Source organism: Mesorhizobium sp. M1088 (assembly GCF_040318575.1).
GTDB lineage: Bacteria > Pseudomonadota > Alphaproteobacteria > Rhizobiales > Rhizobiaceae > Mesorhizobium.
Map to the genome: position 1 here is coordinate 29,450 of NZ_JAMYMO010000039.1, position 21,655 is coordinate 51,104.

Here is a 21,655-nt window from a genome sequence, read left to right on the forward strand (position 1 = left end):
TTCACGAGCACCTGGTGCGCGTCGTCAGGCGCGCGGGCGCCCGCCAGGACGGCAGGCCGGACAGATTTTTCGCACGGATCATCGTCAAGCGCCGCAGTTACGTCGAGAAACTCGACGACATCGCCGCCGTGGCGCGGCTTCCTCCGAACAAAACCAGCGCTCGCCTTTCAACAGGTTGAGGCGCGTGTCCCAGTAATATTCCTGTCCGGGATCATGATAGATGCGCTCGCCCGTTTTGTAGCTTATATTGGCTTTGATGTTGCAGCCGACAGCGGCAGGGTCGATTCGAAGGCAAGAAAGCCAGCCAGGATTGTTCCACCAGCAACGATCTTTGCCCACAACGGAACGTCCTTCGAACGATGGCGCTCGCCATACCTGCGACGGTTGTACCGATTGTCTTGATAGCGATGGTTGCCCACGCCCCTTCTCCCCGAAGAGAGAATGCGACGTTTGCAGCCTGGAGTCTACAAGTCGGGTCTAATTCACCGGTCCTGTTCCGAACCATTGAATGAACGGCGCATCCTTACCCGTGATATCCTTCACCGTCTTCAACAGCGCTTCATGGGTGCGTTGGAGAGCCCGGTAATGGTCGCTGCTAGGTGATAGAAGCGGCTGGACGATGCTCTTGTGCAGCCGTTCCGCGTCCGCCAGAAAGCGCTCGATTTCAGCCTGTGAAAGCTGCTTGGAAAGTTTGGTCCTAGCCATTGCGATCTCCGTTGAGGAATCGCCCCACCTAGGATTATCATCCTATATCGGCATGGCCTGGTAAAGATCCACCCGCAGCGGAATGGCAGCTTGCCGAAAAAAGCGCGCTCGGTTCAAGGCACCGCCGCGAGCCGTTGGCGCGCGGGCGCCCGCTAGGACCGCAGGCTGGACAGAATCTCGCACGGATCAACGTCAAGGGCCGCAGTCAAGTCGAGAAACTCGATGACGTCGAGACGACGCTCTCCGCCCTCGTACTTGGCCACGAAGGATTGGGGACGATCAAGCCTCTCGGCCACCTGCGCCTGAGTCAGGCCTTTGGCCTTGCGCAGGGAAACCAGCTGGGCCAGAAACCGCTGGTGGCGGGGCGATCGAAGAGACTTGGGCATGTAGGCGAACCGGTCGGGTAAAGACCGGATCAGCGACTAATCCCGGTTTCGGATTATCCCATTTTGGGATATGCTGCGTGCGCTCAACAGGCGAGGTTCGCAGGCATGAATCGACCAATGGGAACAGATGAGAGTCGAAGCTCAACGTTGAGCGATGAAGTCCCCTGGTCGGAGAACCTCACGAGCTACGACAGGGAGCATTTCACGATCTACCTGCGGATCCTGGATGCCTGCGCCGACAATGCCAGCGAAGAGGAGATGGCTGATCTCATTCTCGGCATCGACCCGGCCCTTGAACCGGTCCGCGCCCGCAAGGCTCTTCGCAGCCATATCGACCGGGCGAACTGGATGGTGACGACTGGCTACAAAGAACTGTTCGCCGGCTGACGCACAGCACGGACTGTCATGCTCTTCAAACAAGGAAGTTCAGATACCCGCCATTCATGAGCGCACGGCCGCGAGAGACAGCGCGGCTGGAGCGGTCACAACTGGTTCGCGTGCTGTTTGACTGCCATTTCTAGTGCTTGGCTCAGAGGCACCGCCTTCGAGAACAGGAAGCCCTGAGCGGTCCTGCAGCCAAGCTTGTGCAGGGTTTGCCGATCCGCCTCTGTTTCGACGCCCTCGGCCATGACCTCGATCCCGAGCATGTTACCGAGATCGATGACCGATTTGACAAGCAGTCGGTCCTCTCGGGACTTGGCCAAGCCGCGAATGAAGCCCTGGTCTATTTTCACCTTGCGTATCCGACTGTCCTTGAGCGATGCCAACGTGGAAAAGCCGGTGCCGAAGTCATCGAGCGCGATGGAAATGCCGGCATGTGAAAGCCGTCCGAGCTTTTCATCCACTCTGTCCGGGTCCACCGGGGATTCTTCGGTAATCTCGATCTCGAACATCGTTGCAGGCAGACCTCTTGCCGCCAGACCATCCAGAACCATGTCGTCGATATCGCCGGCTTCCAGTTCGCGCGGTGAAACATTCATCGCCACACGGAGATCACGACAGTCAGCTTTCACCAAGCCGTCGATAAAAGCACAACAGTCGGCGAATACGGTTTGCGTCAGCAGCTGAAGCATACCGGTTTCGCGTGCAGCTGTGATGATTTCGGGTGGAGAGATGGCACCATGAGTCGGATGGGACCACCTCAGCAAGGCTTCAAAACCGACCACGGCCTCGGTGTCGAGTTTCACGATCGGCTGGAACCAAGGTTGCAAGCTTCTCGTCTTTATCGCCGAATGAAGGTCCCGTTCGACGGACTGGCGGCGTTGCAGTTCCCTGTCGAGTTCGGCATCGAACAGGCAAAATTCGTTCCTGCCACGACGCTTGGCCGTATAAAGGGCGATATCCGCCCGCAACAACATTTCGGTCAGGCCCGGGCTTTCCGCCAGGTATATTCCTATTGATGCCCCGACCCGGACGGACGCGACCTCGATATAGGGGCGGGCAATTTTGGCTATGATATTGGAGGCGAGATCACTGGCAGAAAGCGAAACCCTCGTTGAGGGAAAAAACAGCACGAATTCATCGCCGCCGATACGAGCGAGCGTTGAGCCTTCCGGTGCTTCCTCCTCTATGCGGCGGGCGATCCTGACAAGCAGTTCATCACCGGTCCTGTGACCGTAGGTATCGTTGACGGATTTGAACCCGTCCAGATCAATCAGCATTGCCACGAAGGGGCTATCCGCGGTCTCGAACCGTCCGATAGCGTGTTCGAGGCCACGCCTGTTGAGAAGGGCCGTCAGGTGGTCCTGCCTGGAACTGGCCTTCATCTCCGCCGCAAGCCGCTCGGCCTCATGCCTCAGGCGGCTCGCTTCGCGGAACCGTGCTTGCCCAACAAACGAAGCTCGAACCAAGCCGCCCATGAAGAGCAGAACGGTAAAAGCCAGAATGTAGTCTTCAAAATTGCCTTTCGCCAAAAGGCAACCCACCGTGATGAGGAGCGGAGGTGTGATGAAGTTGGTCGCCGCCGCGGCATACGAACTGCCGTATGTAACCGCACCAGCGGAAATGCCCGCCAGAATGACCAGATGCAGCGGTGCTTGAGGTGTCGTATATCCAACGGTCAGGACGGCGAGGAAGGACCAGGCAAACCCTGCCAGAAGAGCAAGGATGCCAAACCAGCGAAGCCGCGGCAAAACCCCCACTAAACCGTCATGGCGCCCCGTTTCCTTTAGCTGATAACGCGCGAGTGCAAGGCGGGCGGCATTTATCGCATTGACGACCAGGAACCAGATTGCAGCGGCAAAGCCGCTGCCAGAAAGGGCGTGCACCGCCCAAATCAGGCCTGACAGGATACCGCTTATCGGCATCGACACGAAGAGGCCGGTCCTCAGGTCAGCAAGCTGATCCTGACGGATTTTGGCCTCCAGCGTGTCTACTTTCTTCGGGGCCATGGACGGACCAGCTTGCTCCCATCGTTGTTCGCGAGGACAAGCTTACGCAGGCCCACTGAAGGACGGGTTAACTATCCAGCGGGGGTAACCAGTGCGCTCACCATGTCTTCGGGGCGCACGTCTGCTCTTGGCCTTGCCGTCTGACCATCGAGCTCTTGCCCGCACGCGTGCCTTGATCCGAATCATCCCAGGATCGGCAACGTCACCATGGAAGCAGCCCTGCCAACGGCATCAACGCGCCCGGCGAGACAAAAGGAAGCCGGGCCGAGATAGCGTTCCAGAGCGGCAGCGCTGCCTGCGTTCACCGCCTGAGCATGGCCGAAATGCCATGGCGGATAAAGGGAAGATATTGGGCAAAGCGAAGCCCTGCATGTCTTGCAAGCCGTGCCGCCGGGTGCTCGCCTGAGTAGAGAGCGACAAGTGCATTCGTAGCATGATAGAGCGGTGCCGCCGACAGACGCAGCCGGCTTTCGTATCTGCCGAGTATGTCGGGATCAGCAATGTCGCGGCGCTCGCGACATGCCGCCAGGATTCTATCGGCGAGTTGCTTCTGGCCACTGAGGCCGATGTTGAAGCCATGCGCGGTCACCGGGTGCATGCCGAGGGCAGCATCGCCGATCAGTGCCGCACTCGGAGCCCAGAACTTGTGCGCCCAGGTCGTGACCAGCGGATAGGCATGGCGGGTGCTTGCCAAGGTTATCTCTCCGAGGCGTCCTCGACACCGGTTCGTCAATTCCATGAGGAACAAATCGTCGTCGAGAGCAAGCAGTCTGTCGGCCTCGCTTGAGCGCAAAGTGAGAAGCAGCGACGACACGCCTTCCATGAGCGGCAACATCGCTATCGTTTGATGGTGATCGAACCATTCGACCGCGATCTGGTGATGGGCGCGCTCGTGCCTCACCCGGCAAATCAGCATCGAGTTGCCAAGCCGATTGATGGCGGCGCCAATGCCGAGGAGGTCGCGCGTCGCGGACAAACGCGAATCCGCTGCAACGAGCAGCCGAGCGGCCAATTGCCTGCCATCAGAGAGCGTTATGACTGCTTCTTTGTGGCTGGTTGTTGCAGTGACGACCGAGCGGCCGCACAGCAGCTGGGCATGATCCTGGAAGTGGACAAGCTTGAACAGGGCGTCGCGGATCCGACAATTTGGGACCAGAATTCCGAGTGGTTCCCCAGATCCGCTGGGAGAATCGAAGCTCAGGGCGAAAGGGCTCGATCCGTTGAGCACGCGCGCGCCTTGTAGCGGTGATTTGTCCGAAGCCGGGATGGCATCCCAGGCGCCGAGCTCGCGAAGGATTCCAACCGATGCGTGGGTCAGCGCGATCTCGCGACCGTCGAAAGCCGGATTCGCCAGGCTTTCGAGCGACTGCCGTTCAACCACTGCCACCTTGAGTCGGCTCTGGGCAAGCGATGCGGCGAAGGAAAGTCCGACCGGCCCGGCTCCGACGACAATAACGTCGAATCTATCGACAGAGCCGGCCATCAGCGTGCCGCCATAGCGTCGGCTATCTGCGACGAAGGGCACTGGAACGCATCGCAATCGATCCACGGTTTGCGGCTCATCTCCCCAAGCGTCTCCACGCGACCTAACCGTCCGTTAGACATCCGTTCTCCGTTCAAAAATGCTCAATGAAACCATGCCGATGAAGAGATAACCCTGATGTGGATCAACCAGGCTCGATAAACGCGGCAACGGCGGGTTCACGGTCGACTGGTCGATCGCGACGCCATGGTCTGGTCAGGTCATCATGGAATGGCCGGCTTCCCGTTCGGTGCGGCCCTTTCCTGGCCGAAAGTTCGGCAACGTATTCTGGCTGATCCGTTCGCACCCGTCGCGCGCCGAAATCGGCATGACGCGAAGCAACCGCGGAAAATATTCGAGCGAGTCCTCGCAGGGCAGGCTGGGTCAACTGCGTGGCTCGTCGCGATCGATCAGGATCCGCTCGGCGGCGCCATCGAGATCTTCATATTGGCCGCTCCTCAAGGTCCACAGGAACCCGGCCAGCCCAAGCGCTCCGAGGAACAGGGCCACAGGTATGAGGTAGGCGAGCGTCGTCATGAGGATTGTGCCAGTGCGCCAATGTCGGAGCGCCTGTCATGTCGGGCATCTTGCACCGATGCATTTGACACGAAACCTTGCAGGCGTAGCGCATTGCCGATGACCAGGAGGGACGAGGCGGACATCGCGACCGCCGCGATCAGTGGCGTAACGTGCCCCAGAATGGCGACCGGCACGGCGATGCCATTGTAAACGATCGCGATGGCGATGTTCTGCCGGATCAGCCGTCCGGCCTTCCGCGAAATGTCTAAAGCAAGTGGGACCGCCAGAAGACTTTTACGCAGGAACACGAAATCCGCGGCGTTGCGACCGATATCCGCCGCCGTGGCCGGAGCGATCGAAACGTGTGCGGCGCCCAATGCAGGCGTGTCGTTGAGCCCATCGCCGACCATCAGCACCTTGTGGCCAGTTCGCGTCAATGCTTCGATGTGATCGACCTTCCCGCAGGGAAGCAACGCGGGAACGAAGCGCTCGACACCCAGTGCTTCCGCGACTTCGCCGCAGGCAGCTTCTGTGTCGCCCGACAGCATCTCCACCGACACGCCGGCGCCGTTCAGTTGCTCGATGGCCGCCTTGGCATCGGCACGCAGCTCATCCTCGAAATCGAAAGTCGCGACAATGACCCCGTCCTTCGTCAAAACGGTTCCGCCATAGCCTTGTTTGCTTTCGCCGCCGGTCCGGGCTTTCCACTCACCCCATCCGCGGCGACCCAGCCGCCAGGTACTGCCCTCGGCGATGGCTTCGATGCCGAAGCCCGGATGCTCGCTGACGGACGCGAGTTTCGGCTGGCCGGCAAAGGCTGCATTGCCAGCGATTGCCTTCGAAAAGGGATGGCGGGAATGGGCTGCCATCTCGGCCGCCATAGCGAGCATCGTCGGATCGATGGACGGCGCATTGATCAGCCTGGGCAGTCCGAGCGTAAGCGTGCCGGTTTTGTCGAACAATGCCGTGTCGATCCCCGCCAGGCGCTCCATGGCGGAGCCGTCCCTGACCATGACGCCGCTTTCAAACAGCCGCCGCGCAGCGACCACCTGCACGATCGGCACGGCGAGACCGAGCGCGCACGGGCATGTGATGATCAAAACGGCGATGGCGATTGTTATTGCCCGGTGCCAGTCGCCGGTCGCCGCCATCCAGCCGAGGAACGTCACAAAGGCGGTGAGGTGGACCACGGGGGCATAGAGCGCGGAGACGCGATCGGCGATCCTGCGATGGCGGGCGCGGCCGCCCTCTGCCGCTTCCATCAGCCGAATCATTTCGGCCAGGAAGGAATCCTTCGCGGCGGCCGTCGCCTCGATGGTCAGCGGACCGGTGAGATTGAGTGTACCGGCCTGGACCTGCGCCCCCGGGCCCACCGTTCTGGGCGTGCTTTCCCCGGAAACCAGGGAACAGTCGAGATCCGACGCCCCGCCAATGATCCTGCCGTCGATGGGCACCCTCTCGCCAGCCGCGACCAAGAGCTCCATTCCTGGTTCGATCTCGCCAACCGGCAAGTAGTCGCGCGAACCATCCTCGCGCAGCACCATGGCGCCGCGCGCCGCCAGCCGAGCCAGTCCGTTCACGGCCGTCCGCGCCCGTTCCCGCATCACGTGATCCAGCGTGCGGCCGATCAGCAGAAAGAACAGCAGCGACACCGACGCGTCGAAATAAGCATGGTCGCCATGGTTGATCGTCTCGTAGAGGCTCATGGCGTAAGCGAGCGATACCCCGACCGCGATCGGCACGTCCATGTTCATGCGGCTGTGGCGCAGCGCATTCCAGGCCGAGCGAAAATAGATGCCGCCGGCGAAAGCGAGCGCAGGAATGGCAATCAAGGCCGAGACCCAATGGAACAGGTCGCGGGTCGCGCCTTGCGCGCCGGACCAGACGGAGACTGATAGCAGCATGATGTTGCCCGCCGCAAAGCCGGCGACCGCGACGGCGCGGATCAGTTCCGAGAGCGTCTTGTTCTTCCCGTCAGCCTCGGGATCGAACAGGTGCGCGCCATAGCCCAGCCGTCCAAGTGTGGCGACGAATGGCGGAACCTCGTCGCCGCGCCACCGGACCGAAACACGTTTCGTCGAAAGATTGACACGAGCGCCTTCGACGCGATCCAGCTTGCCGATCGCCGTCTCGATCGTCTGGATGCAGGCGGCACAATGCACAGCTGGCACCGAGAGGTCGGTCTGGCGAAGATTTTCGCCAATCGAGCGGCTCGCCAGTCTGATTTCCTGGCCAGAAGGCAGGACCAGTGTGACCTTTTCCAGGTCCAATGCCATTTCGGCGCCTGGCGCGCAGCAGCTCATTGCAGCGCCCCGCGGGAAATCACGATCCGGCGAACGTCGCGATAGGGTTCCGCAAGGCTCGCATCGGCGTCGATTTCGACGATCCAGACGCCATCCTTGGGCATGTGGTGCGCGGCGAATATCTGACCGGAGGCAGCTGCAAGAGTGACGGATTTGTTCTCGGCCTCGTAGGCGGGATGACGAAACAGCACCTTGACGCCATGCACGGCAACCGTCTTGCCGCCAGCATCGGTGAGACTGTAGCGGACCTCACCGCCTGCGATGGTCAGTTTGCCAGTCCAGCCGAGGGCTGCCTGAGCTCGCCCTTGCTCGGCCTTTTTGTTGAATTGCTGGCTCGCCACATAGGTGTTTTCGACGACAAGGCCGGTCCAGCTCGTGTTGGCGAGCGTCGCCATCGTCAGATTGACCGCTATGACCACGCCGAAGAAGCCAAGGATGGTGAACAGCATATGCCTGCCGGTGAATTCGCGAGATTGTCGCGAGGTGTCGCTCATCTGGGGATCTCCGGTGCGTTGAAAGTGGCCGTGTATTCGTCCGACTCGAACGTTGCCTTGTTTTCGACCCGGAACTTGAAGCTTTGCGCTGCACCCCGAACCTGATCTGCCGGCTGACGCACGAAAACCTTGAGCATCTTCAGCCGGTCGGGTTCGACCGGGATGGCAAAGGAGCGATCCGCCGGCAGGTCGATGCCGACAACGCTCATTTCGGCTCCATGCAGGCCCTGCATCGTGACAATGATCGTTCTTGGTTCGGGGATCATGTTGAGCAGCTTGACGGTGTAGCCGTTGCGGATCGAACCGTCGGACAGCGTCACGAACTGCGGGTTGCGATCGTGCAGGACATTCAATTCGAGCCGTTCGCGGGTCAGCAGCGAATAGAGCAGCGCGAGACCGACCGCCGACCAGGCGCCCATGTAGATGAAGGTGCGCGGGCGAAAGATCTTGCGGATATGGAAACGGGCCACCTTGTCGGAGAACAGGCCGTCAGCGCTCCTGAGCAGTGACGGGTTGACTGAACCGGAGCCGCCCGGGGTCGCCAGCATCATATTGGCGTTGTAGTCGGCCAGCGTCGCATAGGAAATCAGTCCGCGCTCCCTGCCGAGCTTGTCCATTATACCGTCACAGGTATCGATGCAGAGCGCGCAGGTGATGCATTCAAGCTGCTGGCCATCACGAATGTCGATCCCCATCGGGCACACCGCGACACAGGCATTGCAGTCGACGCAGTCGCCGACGGGCTGCCCGGCGGCAAGGACCCTCTTGGCGTGACGCGAGCGCGGTTCGCCGCGCCAGTCATTATAGGTGACGGTGAGGGAATTCTCGTCGAGCATGGCCGCCTGGATGCGCGGCCATGGGCACATGTAGGTGCAGACCTGCTCGCGCATCAGCCCGCCGAACGTATAGGTCGTCGCCGTCAGCACGGACACGGTGATGTAGGCGACGGGGGCGGCGGTGCCGGTGAAGAGTTCCCCAAGCAGCGTCGGCGCATCGGCGAAATAGAAAATCCAGGCGCCGCCGGTCAGCACCCCTATGACCAGCCAAATGGCGTGTTTCGATGTTCGCAGCACGAGTTTGCGCGCAGTCCAGGGACCGGCATCGAGCTTGATGCGCGCGTTGCGGTCGCCCTCGATGGCTCGCTCGACGACCAGAAACAGATCGACCCACACGGTCTGCGGGCACGTATAGCCGCACCAGGCCCGGCCGACGGTGGATGTGATCAGGAAAAGGCCGACACCGGCCATGACCAGCAGGCCGGCGACGTAGTAGAATTCCTGCGGCCATATCTCGATGAAGAAGAAGTAGAAGCGGCGGTTGGCAAGATCGACCAGCACGGCCTGGTCAGGGGCAAACGGGCCACGATCCCACCGCAGCCAGGGGGTCAGGTAGTAGATCCCCAGCGTGATTGCCATCACCGACCACTTGAAGCGGCGGAAACTGCCAGAGGCCCGGTTCGGGAAGATCTTCTTGCGTCCGGCATAGAGCGGCTGACGGGTCTTGGCGGAGTTGACCGCATCGGCTTCGAGCCGTTCTATTTGCGTGTTATCGAGCACGAGAAGCTCCAGTCACCAGCGACGATTTCGCCGGAAGCCCGACCCATCGGTTTCTGGATGATGCCGAGGCCCGGCTCGCGCCGGGCCTCGTCGCTTGGCGGTTGGGGGGAGGACGAGAATAGGCTTGCGTTCCTATTCTCCGCCGCCAAGCGAATGGACATAGACCGCGAGTTCCTTGACCTTGATCTCGCCGAGACGCCCGATCCATGCCGGCATGACGCCGTGCTTCGGCGCGCGGACCTGGGCGGCAATAGCCGACTCGCCCGGTCCATAGAGCCAGATCGCATCAGTCAAGTCGGGTGCGCCGAATTCCTTGTTGCCCTTTGCATTCTCACCATGACAGGCGGCACAATTCTCGGCGAAAACACTGGCGCCGGGTTCGATCAGGCTGGTGTCCTGAACAGGACCGGAGAGGCTTGCGACATAGGCGCCGACCTGCTTGAACTGATCCGTCGTGATGATGTCGCCAAAAGCAGGCATTTCCGACAGGCGCGTATCCGGGTCTGATGCGAAGCGGATGCCGTGCGCAATCGTCTGCTGGATCTGTTCGGCGTTGCCACCCCACAGCCAATCGTCGTCGTTTAGGTTGGGAAAACCCTTGGACCCTTGAGCGCCCGAGCCATGGCACTGCACGCAATTGACCTTGAACGCGGCGCCACCTGCGGCGATCGCGAATTCGCGTAGCGTATCGTCGGCAGTAATCTCGGAGACGGTCTTCGCCTGAATGGCAGCGACATATTTGCCCTTGGCGACTTCGGCCGCCGCCAGTTCATTCTTGACGTCTCTGCGGCTCGAATACCCCAGCACACCCCTGGTCGCGGAAGTCAGCATCGGCCATGCCGGATAGACGACGGTGTAGCCGATCGCCCAGGCAATGGTGATGTAGAAGGTGATGACCCACCAGCGCGGAAGCGGGTTGTTGAGTTCCTTGATGCCGTCCCACTCATGGCCGGTCGTCGAGATACCCGAAACCTCGTCGATATGCTCGCTGCCCATGATCAGTCGTCCTTGAGAGGAATGTGAGCGGCTCTCTCGGCTCGCCTGCGGCTGCCGGGACGAAGTGCAAAGGCAACGCATCCGAGGAAGAAAAGCGCCATGGCAAGCAGGCCCCAGCTGTCGGCAAACTCCCGCATGAAATTGTAGGTCATCGCCATTCTCCTCAGCGGTAACCGGCGGCTTCGTCATAGGTCCTGAAATCGACCAGCGTGCCGAGCATCTGGAGATAGGCGACCAGCGCATCCATTTCGGTGACCTGCTGCGGATTGCCGTCGAAGTCCCCAAGCTTGGCCTTCGGATAGCGTCTCTCCAGGCCCGATGTGTCGGCATTCGCATCGGCCTGCGCCATGAGATCGGCATTGGCATGAGTGATCATGTCGTCTGAATAGGGCACACCGACACGGCTGTTGGCGATCAGATGCGTCGAGAAATCCTTCACCTCGATTGGCGTGTCCTTCAGGAACGCGTAGCTCGGCATGATAGATTCCGGCACCACCGAACGCGGCTCGGTGAGATGCTGGACGTGCCATCCGTTCGAGTAGCGGTCGCCGACCCGGGCGAGATCCGGCCCGGTGCGCTTCGATCCCCATTGGAAAGGATGATCGTACATCGACTCGGCCGCCAGACTGTAGTGACCATAGCGCTCGACCTCGTCGCGGAACGGCCGGATCATCTGGCTATGGCAGAGATAGCATCCCTCTCGCACATAGATGTTGCGCCCGACGAGCTCCAGCGGCGAATAGGGCCGCATGCCTTCCACCTTCTCGATGGTGTTGTCGAGATAGAAGAGCGGCGCGATCTCGACGATACCGCCGATTGTCACGACCAGCAGGGACCCGAGGAGAAGCAGTGTGGCGTTCTTCTCGATGACCGCGTGTCTGTCCATCAAGCCCATTTTCTGGCTCCTGATCGCACAGGCTGGAGGGCGGGGATGGAGCGCGGCATCGGATCCTCCTCGCGCTGGTAGCCGAGGATGGTCATGGCGATGTTCCAGGCCATGAGGAGGGCGCCCGACAGATACATCGCGCCGCCGATGGCACGCATGATGTAGTAGGGATGCATGGCGGCCACGGTTTCGGCGAAGGAGTAGACCAGGAAGCCCTGCTCGTTGTATTCGCGCCACATCAGGCCCTGCATGACGCCGGAGACCCACATCACCGCGGCGTAAACGACGATCCCAAGCGTCGCCAGCCAGAAGTGCCAGTTGACGAGCCGCAGCGAATAAAGCCGGTCGCGGTTCCATAACTTCGGGACCATGAAATAGATCGCGCCGAACGAGATCATGCCGACCCATCCGAGCGCGCCCGAATGGACGTGACCGATGGTCCAGTCGGTGTAGTGCGAGAGCGAGTTGACGGCCTTGATTGACATCATCGGGCCTTCGAAGGTCGACATTCCGTAGAAGGCGATGGCCATCACCATCATGCGGATGATCGGGTCGGTGCGCAGCTTGTCCCAGGCGCCCGAGAGCGTCATCAGGCCGTTTATCATGCCGCCCCATGACGGCATCCAGAGCATGATGGAGAACACCATGCCGAGCGTCTGGGCCCAGTCCGGCAGGGCGGTGTAGTGGAGGTGGTGCGGACCGGCCCAGATGTAGAGAAAGATCAAAGCCCAGAAGTGGATGATCGACAGCCGGTAGGAATAGACGGGTCGGTTGGCCTGCTTGGGAACGAAATAATACATCATGCCGAGGAAGCCGGCGGTGAGGAAGAAGCCGACGGCATTGTGGCCGTACCACCATTGCGTCAGGGCGTCCTGTACGCCGGAGAAGGCTGAATAGCTCTTGGAGCCCAGGAAGGAGACCGGCATCGACAGGTTGTTGATCACATGCAGCATTGCGATGGTCACGATGAAGGCAAGGTAGAACCAGTTGGCGACATAGATGTGCGGTTCCTTGCGCTTCAGGATCGTGCCGAGGAACAGGATGAGATAGGCGACCCAGTCAATGGTCAGCCACAGGTCCACATACCATTCGGGCTCGGCGTATTCGCGGCTCTCGGTGATGCCGAGCAGGTAGCCGGTTGCCGCCATAACGATGAACAGCTGATAGCCCCAGAACACGAACCAGGCGAGATCGCCGCCGAACAGCCGAGCGCGGCAGGTGCGCTGGACGACATACAGGGACGTGCAGAGCAGCGCATTGCCGCCGAAGGCGAAGACGACGCCCGACGTATGCAACGGCCGTAAACGGCCGAAGTTAAACCAGGGCTGAATGTTGAGATCGGGGTAGGCAAGTTGCAGCGCAATGACGACGCCGACCAGCATGCCGACGACACCCCAGAACATGGTGGCGATGGCACCGTAGCGGATCGGCCCATCCATGTAAGCGGCGGGGTCGATCGGAACTGCCGGCTTGAACTCCGTGTTGCGCAACAGAATCGCAGTGAAGCCAGCCACGGCGAAGAACAAAACCCACATATGCCGCCGAAAAGGTTCATCTACGCCGAAGCCGGCAGCCACCAGGGCCGCAAACGCAAACAGGCTTAGAAGGACGATCTCTGTGCCGAATTTCATCGCAAGCCCCGATTTCCAATTCCGGCGGGCGCCAAACCGCAGTGCCTTATTGCGCAGCCGTGGCCTGCTCGCCCTGATCCATGTCAGAGCCGCACGATTTTGCTTCGAGCAGCATCGAGTTCGGTGCGATCAGACTGCGGCGATCGAATGTGGAAGCGCAGCATCGGCCGCCACGCTTATGGACAGGCCCGGCGTCCCCGGTCGGGTCGGGTATGGAGGCGATCGCGGGCGTGTGGGGAAGCGCGCCTTCTGTGACGCTGGAAAGTAGGCCAATGCCTTGCCGAACGTCGATCGTTTCAATGCCTTGGGACAGCCAGCGCCAGCGTTGCGCTGCCTTCGTGACATTCATCGTTCGGGGAGACGGCGATTTTCCCCTGCGTATGAGGCGTGGTGACTTCGGCCGAGTGCGATCCTGCCTGGAACAGCCGGTTGCACGTCAAGCATCTCGAGGAATGGATGCTTCGCCGACGAGTTGGCCGAAACGCATCTGGCTCATGCGATCGGATGGAGAGCGGGCTGTCGCTATGCGATTTCTTCTAAGCCCAACGCGAGCATGCCCTGCCCCGAACGAAGTAAGTGACGTAGGCCATGCAGCTTCGGTGTCATTCAAACGGCGGTTGCGCCTCGGCCGCCGCAGCGCCGTTCCAGCCGGCTCATGCTGTCCACGGTGACACGGCGGTTGTTCTCGATCCGAATCACGCCGTCCATTCTCAGGCTGGTCAGCTGACGGCTCACGGTCTCGTTTGTAATTCCAAGGAAATCAGAGATGTCGGCACGCGTCATCGGCAGCTCGAAGCACGCCGACCTAGCCGCCGGGTCAACACTGGAACCGATGTTCCGGGCGATCATGAGGACAAAGCTCGCCACCTTCTCCGGTGCGGTCTTGCGCCCCAGAGTCACCATCCATTCGCGTGCCTCGTCGAGTTCGTTCAGCGCCTGCTTGAGCAGGCGATGCACAAATTCCGGTGATTCCTTCATCATCCGTTCGATGGCCGCTCTCGGAAACGAGCATAGCGAGACAGCTGTTGCCGCTTCCGCATTGATCGCGCTTTTCATCTTGAAGGGCCGTCCCAGAAAATCCGGCGCGAACTGGAGACCGACGATCTGCTGGCGGCCGTCCGAAAGGCTCTTCGTGAGCTTCACCACGCCTGAAAGCACGTTTGAATAACAGTCGACCGCCTCGGCGTCGCCGATCAGTTCGACCCCCGGCTCGATATTGTGCCGCGACGACGTCTTGGCGAGCTGAGCCAAATGGTCTGGTTCGAGCGCACCACAGACACCGCGGTGCCGTGCCTCGCAAGACAGGCAAAGAACGGGAATGCCGGAAGTGTGAATGTCCTGCCGTAATGTCATTCGATCGCTCTACGTCCCAAGTGCCGGCAGGATAGCAATCTACGGTAGAAAAATCCTTGCGGCAGTTTGTCCGTGCTGAAGGTTGACCGAAATCAGGGCTTTGCCTCATCAAGGCGTCCAGAGTTCCGGCGACGCAAACACGGTGGACCAGACATGCGACCGGAGCTAGCTGCCAGACTTGGCGAGAATGTCCCGCGCTATACCAGTTATCCGACCGCGCCGCATTTCCATACGGGGGTCGATGCTGTCGTCTACCGAGGCTGGTTGGAGGCGCTCGAAGGCGGTGACGAGATATCGCTTTACCTGCATATTCCCTATTGCGACAGGCTCTGCTGGTTCTGCGCGTGCCATACCAGACAGACGCGCCACTATGAGCCGGTAGCCGCTTATCTGCGCTCGCTGTATGCGGAGATCGCGACGGTTGGCGGCCTTGTCAGCGGCAAGGGCCGAGTTCGCGCAGTTCATTTCGGCGGCGGTTCGCCGACGATGCTGAGGCCCGAGGACATGCTGAGACTGGGCACGGTGCTGCGGGACAGCTTCGTTTTTCTCGGCGATGCGAAGGTCAGCGTCGAGATCGATCCGAACAATACGGACGAAGCCCGCCTTGATGCGCTTGCCGAAATCGGCATGACGCGGGCGAGCCTCGGCGTGCAGGATTTCGATCCGAAAGTGCAAAAGGCAATCAACCGCGAGCAAAGCTTTTTGCAGACCAAGGCAGTCGTCGACCAAGTTCGTTCCCGCGGAGTGGATTCCGTGAACCTTGATCTGCTCTACGGCCTGCCGCATCAAACCAGGGAGAACCTGTGTTCCACCGTGGCGCAGGCGCTCACCCTGGAACCGGACAGGATGGCGCTGTTCGGCTACGCTCACGTGCCCTGGTTCAAGAAACATCAGACGATGATCGACGAGGCATGTCTCCCCGGTCCCACGGAGCGGTTCGCTCAATCGCGACTTGCCGCGCGAGCGATTGTGGACGAGGGCTATGAATCAATCGGGCTCGACCATTTCGCAAAGCCGGGCGACGCGTTGGCCGTGGCGGCCCGCGCGGGCGCTTTGCACCGCAATTTTCAGGGTTACACGGACGATCGCTGCGAGACATTGATCGGACTTGGCCCTTCGTCGATCAGCCGTTTTCGCCAGGGCTACGTGCAGAACATGCCTTCGACCGGCGAGTACGGCCGCATGGTTGCAGACGGCAGGTTGGCGGCTGTGCGCGGCATCGTGCTCTGCGACGACGATCGCGCCCGGGGCTGGATCATTGAACGGCTGATGTGCGATTTCGCCTTCTCGGCGATCGACCTGGTGGAGAACTTCGGGCAAGCCGGCCAAAGGCTCCTGCTTCAGGCAAGGTCCATCGCCCTTAAGGATCCTGCTCAACTGCTTGAACTGCAAGGCGACAGTTTCGTCGTGCCGGCGGCAAATCGCCCCTTCGTGAGGAGCATTGCGGTGAAGTTCGATAAATATTTTGAAAGTGGAAAGGCCAGGCACTCAGCGGCGGTCTGAGCGCCGCACAGGAACGGTCACGGTTTTCATTCGACGTGAACCGATTGCGCTACGTTTTTTGACTCTTCATCGGCGCCGTCGCGTCAAGATAGGATTTCTGATCGGACCAGATGCGAAGGCCTTTGGCATATCGACGATGTCGTCCAGTCGTGCCTTCCATTTGTTGCGACCAGAGGGCTGCTTGCCACCTTTCTGCGGCGTGCCCAAGTGATGTTTGTTTTTATCGTCTGTTCGCTACAGTCTCACTCTGCCGCGGCCAGTCTCGCCAGGTGCCTATTCGCGCTTCGCGACGACGGCAGGATCATTGATGAAATCGGTCCTGCGCCTCGGGCTTGCTGCCTCGTTGGCTTCGATCATTCCTTCGGTAGCGCATAACGGACAACGCGCAACGTTTCCTCGTCTTCGAGGATCACTTCAAGAACCTGGTTCACAAGATCATCGTCGTCGAACTCGATCAGCGCGATTTCGAAAAGTTCGATCTGCATGTCGAGATCCATGCCTGGCGGGCCGTTTAGGCAAACAAGCCCTGCGTGGATGGCAACATCTGCATACTGTCCCTTGGTGCCCGGATTATCCTTTGGCCCCCTAAAATCCACCGAGTTCTTGGTTACGAAGGTCCAGTCGCCTTCAAGAATGATCGGCTTCAGCTCCCAGTCCTTGAGCCCGGCGAGCCCCAGCCAGACAACGTGGCTGGTCTCGCAATGACCCTTCCCATGCGCAATTTTTGCAAGCTCGGGGGTGAGACATTCATCGATCAGGAACTTCATCCCGCCTTCCTAAGACGCGGAACACGGCGATCGGAAGTGATGACGGAGCCTTTTGGAAGGTCTCCAGTACGAGGACGCCCTCGCAGGGGGTTCGCCTCTGCATAAATCGCCGCGAGCCGTACCTTCTCCGTGTCAAGGCTCGGGTAGGCCCCAAGAATGCGCTCAACCGAATGACCAACAGTGACGGATGCCGCGACATCATACACTGGGACGCGAGTGTTACGGATAACGGGCGTGCCGCTGAGCACGTCATCCGACGACGTGACCATCTCGCGAGCCGCCTCGAGATCGGACAGACGTTCACTCGTGCTCTTCAGGAACGGCATCAGATCGATCGTTAGAAAGTCGTCACGCACGGTCCAGTCCTCGCGCAGCAGTGCCGCCCAAGCGAGCGAGCGCGAGCGTGTTAGCTTGGGCTCAACCGTCCTGATCGCAAACAGTCGTTCTTCCGAGGTTAGACGCTTTGCGGTCTCGAAGTAGAAGCTGATGAAGGAGCAGGCTCCAGCCAGGACGTGCCGGCCGTTGTCAACCGATACGAAGGCATCGGGCAGGATGCGTTCATCGATTGCGCGATTGACATCTCGCAGGCTTACACGCGAGACCACGGCGGCCTCGGTTGCCTTCAGCATTTCGGCTACAGCTGCCATGGTCGCTCCTAAATAAATCTTCCGACGCATCGGAGATATATAATGAGAGCCTGCCTTTTTCAATGCCTGATAGCGATTTTGACCTTCACAACTTGGCCGAGCCTCTAAGCTGGCTTTCTTTTTTGCCGTCCAGCCGCCTCCAAAGTCACTGCAACACGGGCTTGAATTCCCCGGTTCTCGAAAAGGCGGCCAGGTCGGCATCGTCCCCTTAGCAGCCGTACATCCAGTTCAATCGGCCGGAACTAACGGCTGCCATTGCCCCAGATATCCGCCGACCGAAGCCGATCCCTTTCAGGCAGCGAACGGACTCCCCTCCATGGCAAGAGCTCACTCGGGAGACCTGGGGCAAGCTCCTGGCAACCTACTGAGCGAAAAATAATGTCCCGCCTCCATAAGCACGCAGCTAACAGGCGGCGGCTGCTGTGGCCCGCCTGAACAGGATAGTTACTCTCGTGCCCTCATTCGGGCTGGAGTTCACGTCGAATTGCGCGTTGGCGTTTTCGATCAGCGAGCGCGCAATCAACGCGCCGAGCTTACCGTGCTTGGGCCATGTCTCGCCTTCTGGCAGGCCGATACCGTCATCGGCGACGACCACCCGGCAGCCTTCACCCTCAACGATGCTGTGCAGGGTGATCGTGCCTCCCTCGCGTCCTTGAAAAGCATGCTTTAGTGCATTGGTCAGCAGTTCGTTCACTACCAGTCCGGCGGGCATGGCGACATTGATCGAAACTGGGTAGGTGTCCACGCTCATGTCGAGCCGGATCCCCTCTGTAGCATGCGCGGTCATGACTCCCGATGCGATTTGACTGAGATAGACGCCGAGATCAACCTCGTCCTTTGGTTCGTCACCGGAAAGTTCTTGGTAGAGCATCGCCAAGGCATCGACACGTCCTGCTAGGCGCTCGAAACGCTTTTGGTCCGGCACTACCGCATTGCGAGTTTCGATTCGGATCAGGGCGGTGATCATCTGCAAATTGTTCTTGACCCGGTGCTGGAGTTCGCGCAACTGAACGTCTTTTTCGCGGATGCGCTCCTCGATCTTGCGGCTGTCAGTCTGGTTGTAATCGACACTCCCGAGAACTCGGCCAGTCTGACCTGGTCGATTCCGAGCAGCGCCCGCGCCGCGCGCATCTGTGCGGAAGTGATCAAGGCAGCATCCCTCGTCTGGCCACATAAAGCGGCACTAAACGTTATAGTCACGTCTCCTTCATGGGTGCGTCTCAAGAAGTAGCGATCTTCTGACTCGCCCTCACCAATGGGGAGTGAACGTATCCGATGATCAAATTTTGTCCGATAGCGCGACGTCCCCATCTCTTTCATAAGCACACGCAATTCGGCTGGAGGAGCGAGACAGAAGGTTCGAAAACCTTCCAAGAACCCCAGCCAAACTGGATGCCTCGTGAAAGACACGTCGCCACGAGCTTCTGCCATTGAGGCAGACACGGCCGTTTCGGCAAGTAAATCAAATGGTTGCCTGAAGACAGCGTGAACTTCGCCGCGATTCCATTCGCAGTTCGACAGCACCAGATTTAGAAGCCGCTTTTTCTCATTTGGGGCCTGGCGACTGAACATTTGACTGGCGTTGCGGGCTAGCTCAAGCAGTTGGATTCCATCGCCATGTATGCTTCCTGCGCCTCGCCGTGGCGCTCTATCTCACGCAACAGACGCGCTTGTTCGACGCGCCATTGCGCCGACATGCGGTCGTAGAAGGCATTGTCGATGCGGCCGTCGAGCTTGTCCAGGTACATGGCGTTGAGGCGGTCTTCGAGACGCTTGCACTGAGTCTGACACCGCTCGATTGCCTGTTCCTGCTCGCGCCGCTCATCTGCATGGCTCGCCTTCAGCGCGTCGCGTACCCATTCCAGAACCTCCTCATCGAAATGAAGCTGGTCCAGGAGGCCGGCAAAAGTTTTATCCAGCACCTCCTCGCGAACATATTTGCGACGACAGTCGGCATAGCCGCCCCGGCCTTTGTCGGCATGTCCCGTGCAGTGGTAGTAATGTATTTCCCCTTCTTGACCTCCGCCACGACCGCACAGCCGCACTCAGCGCAGATCACGAGGCCCGAGAAGGCGAACTCATAACCGTAGGAATGGATGGGGGTCGCGTGCCGGCCTGCCAGGACGCCCTGGACCCGTTCCCAGAGGTCGATCGATACCAGCGGGTCGTGCTTGCCGTGGTGCAGCCTGCCATTCCATTGAAACAGGCCCGTATAGAGCCGATTGCGCAAAATCGTGTGCACGGTACTGACTGGTACTGGGTTGCCGCTCTTTGGATGGATGAGGCCGTCGCAATGCGCCGCCTTCGTGAGCGCCTTGAGTGAATACTGGCCGGTCGCGTAGCGCTCGAATAGCTTGGTGATAACCGACGCTACCACCGGGTCCGGCTCGATGACCTTCTTACCGTCCTTGGCCGTGACATTGAGATAGCCGAGCGGCGCCTTGGACGGCCAGATCCCCTGTTCCGCCTTTTCCATCTGCCCTTTCCGGGCTTCCTCAGAAAGGTTGTCGATGTAATTTTTGGCCATCAGCACCTTGATGCCATGCATGAACTTTTCCGAGGATCGCGAGTCGCGCGACAACACCACGCCTTCCTTGGCGAGGTGGATCTCGACATCGAGTTCGTCGAGCGTCACCCAATCCTTGAGGTTGCAGTAGAGGCGATCGGTCTTCTCGACCGACAAGGAATCACCTAAGCCAACCTGCCCTCGACCGGCATGGGGGTCGGCGGACGTTCCACTCTCCTGCTTTGGGTCGACAACCGCCAGTTCTTCCCCAATGCGGAGACCAAGGCCGACACACGGCGGCGCACCCGTGGATGAAGTTGCACCAGCCCTTCAATCAGGCGTCGGCCTTCTGCGCTGGCAATAAAATCGATGCGCCCATCGACCGGTAGCGTGGGAACGTCACGGTCAGTCTCATTGCCGGGCAGGCCTCCGAAAAAACGGCTGACCGGGACGGCCAGTGAACTAGCGATCTCGTAGAGCGTGGAGGCACTCACGCGGTTTTTCGCGTTCTCGTATTTCTGAAGCTGCTGGAAGCTGATGCCTATGGATCGGGCAAGCTGGGCTTGCGATACGTCCGACTGGACACGAACGATGGCGATCTGCCTGCCGACGTGCTGATCTGCGGGATGCGGGCTACACTCGGTTTCAGTCTTTGGCCATGCCTGGATGACGTGGGGGCGTCCTGGCTCCGCAAATGCCTTTCGGAACTGCATCAGTCACTCCATGGATAGAGAGTTTGATTCGGTAAGCCCCGCGAGAATCACCAAACCGCCGAATGATCGCGATTTCGGAACCTTAGTGCCGAGGTTTCAGCTCGTGACTTTCTGCTCCCTGATCCGAGCTATATCGTCTAAAGCCGAGCGGATCTGTGGCCACGGGGATTCACCGTCGTGTAGCGAATACTCCCCTTCCCTAAGCACTGCATCTAGCTTAGCGGCTATACCAGCCAGTGACGTAGCAGGAACCTGGGATAGGACTTCGAGCAATGCCTGCGCGCGCTCGGCAGCTTCGCACTCCGCAAGTAACGATGTCGAATAACCAATCTCCCTACCGGCGGCATCCCAGCGCGCCTGATGGGCTACGATTTCGGCTTCGGCCTGAGCGCGGGCTATTGTGGTCGCCGGACGAACACCGAGCAATTCTTGGAGGGCTTCGAGAGAGTGAACGGTCACGCTCTGGCCGTCGGACAACTTCACTGTCATGCAAGGGAAACCAACGGTCTCGATAAGTACCCTCTCCAACCGCTGCTGCTGATTGCAAAGCTGTTCAGTCTCCTCCCAAGCCGCCTGCCATCGTTTCCACACCGCCACCGCAGGATCAATGGCGTCATCACCCTCCAAGTCGCTGCGAGCAAACGAGTTAGCCTGTGTCGCCGCCATTGCGATTGCTGTTCCCGCAAGCACCTTCCTGCGCGTGACGAAAGACAAAGTCGTGCTATTGTCGGAATCAGATGGGGTATTCGGCTCGAGCCCATCTTCAAAGGTGATGCAA

23 protein-coding genes and 4 pseudogenes are annotated in these 21,655 nt (G+C 59.9%); 2 read left to right on the forward strand and 25 right to left on the reverse strand.

What is annotated here, in order from left to right; genetic code table 11:
- Positions 1-84: 84 nt before the first annotated feature.
- The 4 genes from NKH49_RS35005 to NKH49_RS28530 all read right to left on the reverse strand — a co-directional run bounded on the left by NKH49_RS35005 (position 85) and on the right by NKH49_RS28530 (position 1,091).
- Entirely contained in the window at positions 85-285 is a 201-nt protein-coding gene (locus NKH49_RS35005; RefSeq protein ID WP_502894680.1) for a sunset domain-containing protein, read from the reverse strand.
- The gene (locus NKH49_RS28520) at positions 243-419 is read right to left on the reverse strand and encodes a hypothetical protein (RefSeq protein ID WP_352624420.1); all 177 of its coding nucleotides are present in this window, start codon (positions 417-419) and stop codon (positions 243-245) included. Before NKH49_RS28520 ends, NKH49_RS35005 begins: the two co-directional genes overlap by 43 nt.
- 58 nt (positions 420-477) lie before the next feature.
- Entirely contained in the window at positions 478-705 is a 228-nt protein-coding gene (locus tag NKH49_RS28525; protein ID WP_352624418.1) for a hypothetical protein, read from the reverse strand.
- A 152-nt stretch (positions 706-857) separates the two neighbouring features.
- Positions 858-1,091, reverse strand: coding sequence for a helix-turn-helix domain-containing protein (locus tag NKH49_RS28530; protein ID WP_352624416.1), 234 nt, complete (start codon positions 1,089-1,091; stop codon positions 858-860).
- 105 nt (positions 1,092-1,196) lie between these two features.
- Between NKH49_RS28530 and NKH49_RS28535 the strand changes: the two genes are divergently transcribed.
- A complete protein-coding gene (locus NKH49_RS28535; RefSeq protein WP_352480260.1) occupies positions 1,197-1,478 on the forward strand; it encodes a DNA -binding domain-containing protein in 282 nt (93 codons plus the stop codon).
- Positions 1,479-1,573: 95 nt separating this feature from the next.
- On the opposite strand, the gene NKH49_RS28540 is transcribed toward NKH49_RS28535, so the two are convergent.
- The 12 genes from NKH49_RS28540 to NKH49_RS28595 all read right to left on the reverse strand — a co-directional run bounded on the left by NKH49_RS28540 (position 1,574) and on the right by NKH49_RS28595 (position 14,741).
- The gene (locus NKH49_RS28540; protein ID WP_352508088.1) at positions 1,574-3,481 is read right to left on the reverse strand and encodes a putative bifunctional diguanylate cyclase/phosphodiesterase; all 1,908 of its coding nucleotides are present in this window, start codon (positions 3,479-3,481) and stop codon (positions 1,574-1,576) included.
- Between the two features lie 301 nt (positions 3,482-3,782).
- Positions 3,783-4,964, reverse strand: coding sequence for a 5-demethoxyubiquinol-8 5-hydroxylase UbiM (gene ubiM / locus NKH49_RS28545; protein ID WP_352624439.1), 1,182 nt, complete (start codon positions 4,962-4,964; stop codon positions 3,783-3,785).
- A gap of 423 nt (positions 4,965-5,387) precedes the next feature.
- On the reverse strand, positions 5,388-5,540 hold the full coding sequence (gene ccoS / locus NKH49_RS28550; protein WP_352624413.1) for a cbb3-type cytochrome oxidase assembly protein CcoS: 153 nt from the start codon (positions 5,538-5,540) through the stop codon (positions 5,388-5,390).
- Positions 5,537-7,825 carry a cation-translocating P-type ATPase gene (locus tag NKH49_RS28555; protein WP_352624412.1) on the reverse strand — a complete coding sequence of 763 codons (2,289 nt, stop codon included), beginning with the start codon at positions 7,823-7,825 and terminating at the stop codon, positions 5,537-5,539. The genes ccoS and NKH49_RS28555 overlap by 4 nt, the downstream gene beginning before the upstream one ends.
- On the reverse strand, positions 7,822-8,319 hold the full coding sequence (locus NKH49_RS28560) for a FixH family protein (protein ID WP_352928931.1): 498 nt from the start codon (positions 8,317-8,319) through the stop codon (positions 7,822-7,824). The genes NKH49_RS28555 and NKH49_RS28560 overlap by 4 nt, the downstream gene beginning before the upstream one ends.
- Positions 8,316-9,875, reverse strand: coding sequence for a cytochrome c oxidase accessory protein CcoG (gene ccoG, locus NKH49_RS28565; RefSeq protein ID WP_352624409.1), 1,560 nt, complete (start codon positions 9,873-9,875; stop codon positions 8,316-8,318). Before ccoG ends, NKH49_RS28560 begins: the two co-directional genes overlap by 4 nt.
- A gap of 132 nt (positions 9,876-10,007) precedes the next feature.
- A complete protein-coding gene (gene ccoP, locus NKH49_RS28570; RefSeq protein ID WP_352624407.1) occupies positions 10,008-10,871 on the reverse strand; it encodes a cytochrome-c oxidase, cbb3-type subunit III in 864 nt (287 codons plus the stop codon).
- A gap of 2 nt (positions 10,872-10,873) precedes the next feature.
- The gene (locus tag NKH49_RS28575; protein WP_352624405.1) at positions 10,874-11,023 is read right to left on the reverse strand and encodes a cbb3-type cytochrome c oxidase subunit 3; all 150 of its coding nucleotides are present in this window, start codon (positions 11,021-11,023) and stop codon (positions 10,874-10,876) included.
- A gap of 11 nt (positions 11,024-11,034) precedes the next feature.
- The gene (gene ccoO, locus NKH49_RS28580; protein ID WP_352624403.1) at positions 11,035-11,766 is read right to left on the reverse strand and encodes a cytochrome-c oxidase, cbb3-type subunit II; all 732 of its coding nucleotides are present in this window, start codon (positions 11,764-11,766) and stop codon (positions 11,035-11,037) included.
- The gene (gene ccoN / locus NKH49_RS28585) at positions 11,757-13,388 is read right to left on the reverse strand and encodes a cytochrome-c oxidase, cbb3-type subunit I (RefSeq protein ID WP_352624401.1); all 1,632 of its coding nucleotides are present in this window, start codon (positions 13,386-13,388) and stop codon (positions 11,757-11,759) included. The genes ccoO and ccoN overlap by 10 nt, the downstream gene beginning before the upstream one ends.
- Before the next feature lie 46 nt (positions 13,389-13,434).
- Positions 13,435-13,737, reverse strand: coding sequence for a hypothetical protein (locus tag NKH49_RS28590; RefSeq protein WP_352610871.1), 303 nt, complete (start codon positions 13,735-13,737; stop codon positions 13,435-13,437).
- 257 nt (positions 13,738-13,994) lie between these two features.
- Positions 13,995-14,741, reverse strand: coding sequence for a Crp/Fnr family transcriptional regulator (locus tag NKH49_RS28595; protein WP_352624399.1), 747 nt, complete (start codon positions 14,739-14,741; stop codon positions 13,995-13,997).
- Positions 14,742-14,894: 153 nt separating this feature from the next.
- Here NKH49_RS28595 and hemN point away from each other — a divergent pair, with 153 nt between their 5' ends.
- A complete protein-coding gene (gene hemN / locus NKH49_RS28600) occupies positions 14,895-16,244 on the forward strand; it encodes an oxygen-independent coproporphyrinogen III oxidase (protein ID WP_352928935.1) in 1,350 nt (449 codons plus the stop codon).
- A 353-nt stretch (positions 16,245-16,597) separates the two neighbouring features.
- On the opposite strand, the gene NKH49_RS28605 is transcribed toward hemN, so the two are convergent.
- The 9 genes and pseudogenes from NKH49_RS28605 to NKH49_RS28645 all read right to left on the reverse strand — a co-directional run bounded on the left by NKH49_RS28605 (position 16,598) and on the right by NKH49_RS28645 (position 21,543).
- On the reverse strand, positions 16,598-17,011 hold the full coding sequence (locus tag NKH49_RS28605) for a DUF5615 family PIN-like protein (RefSeq protein WP_352928937.1): 414 nt from the start codon (positions 17,009-17,011) through the stop codon (positions 16,598-16,600).
- Positions 17,008-17,658 (reverse strand): DUF433 domain-containing protein, encoded by a 651-nt coding sequence (locus tag NKH49_RS28610; protein WP_352549603.1) that lies wholly within the window; start codon positions 17,656-17,658, stop codon positions 17,008-17,010. Before NKH49_RS28610 ends, NKH49_RS28605 begins: the two co-directional genes overlap by 4 nt.
- 403 nt (positions 17,659-18,061) lie before the next feature.
- Positions 18,062-18,703 (reverse strand): annotated as a pseudogene (locus NKH49_RS28615) (histidine kinase dimerization/phosphoacceptor domain -containing protein); the annotation flags it as partial.
- An 11-nt stretch (positions 18,704-18,714) separates the two neighbouring features.
- A pseudogene (locus NKH49_RS28620) lies at positions 18,715-18,807 on the reverse strand (helix-turn-helix domain-containing protein); the annotation flags it as partial.
- 440 nt (positions 18,808-19,247) lie between these two features.
- Positions 19,248-19,406: a hypothetical protein gene (locus tag NKH49_RS28625; protein WP_352624441.1), complete on the reverse strand. Its 159-nt coding sequence runs from the start codon at positions 19,404-19,406 to the stop codon at positions 19,248-19,250.
- Between the two features lie 204 nt (positions 19,407-19,610).
- A pseudogene (locus NKH49_RS28630) lies at positions 19,611-19,703 on the reverse strand (hypothetical protein); the annotation flags it as partial.
- A gap of 125 nt (positions 19,704-19,828) precedes the next feature.
- Positions 19,829-20,341, reverse strand: a pseudogene (locus NKH49_RS28635) (recombinase family protein); the annotation flags it as partial.
- Positions 20,342-20,349: 8 nt separating this feature from the next.
- A complete protein-coding gene (locus NKH49_RS28640) occupies positions 20,350-20,877 on the reverse strand; it encodes a helix-turn-helix domain-containing protein (RefSeq protein ID WP_352624393.1) in 528 nt (175 codons plus the stop codon).
- A gap of 96 nt (positions 20,878-20,973) precedes the next feature.
- Entirely contained in the window at positions 20,974-21,543 is a 570-nt protein-coding gene (locus NKH49_RS28645) for a hypothetical protein (protein ID WP_352624392.1), read from the reverse strand.
- Between the last annotated feature and the right edge of the window lie 112 nt (positions 21,544-21,655).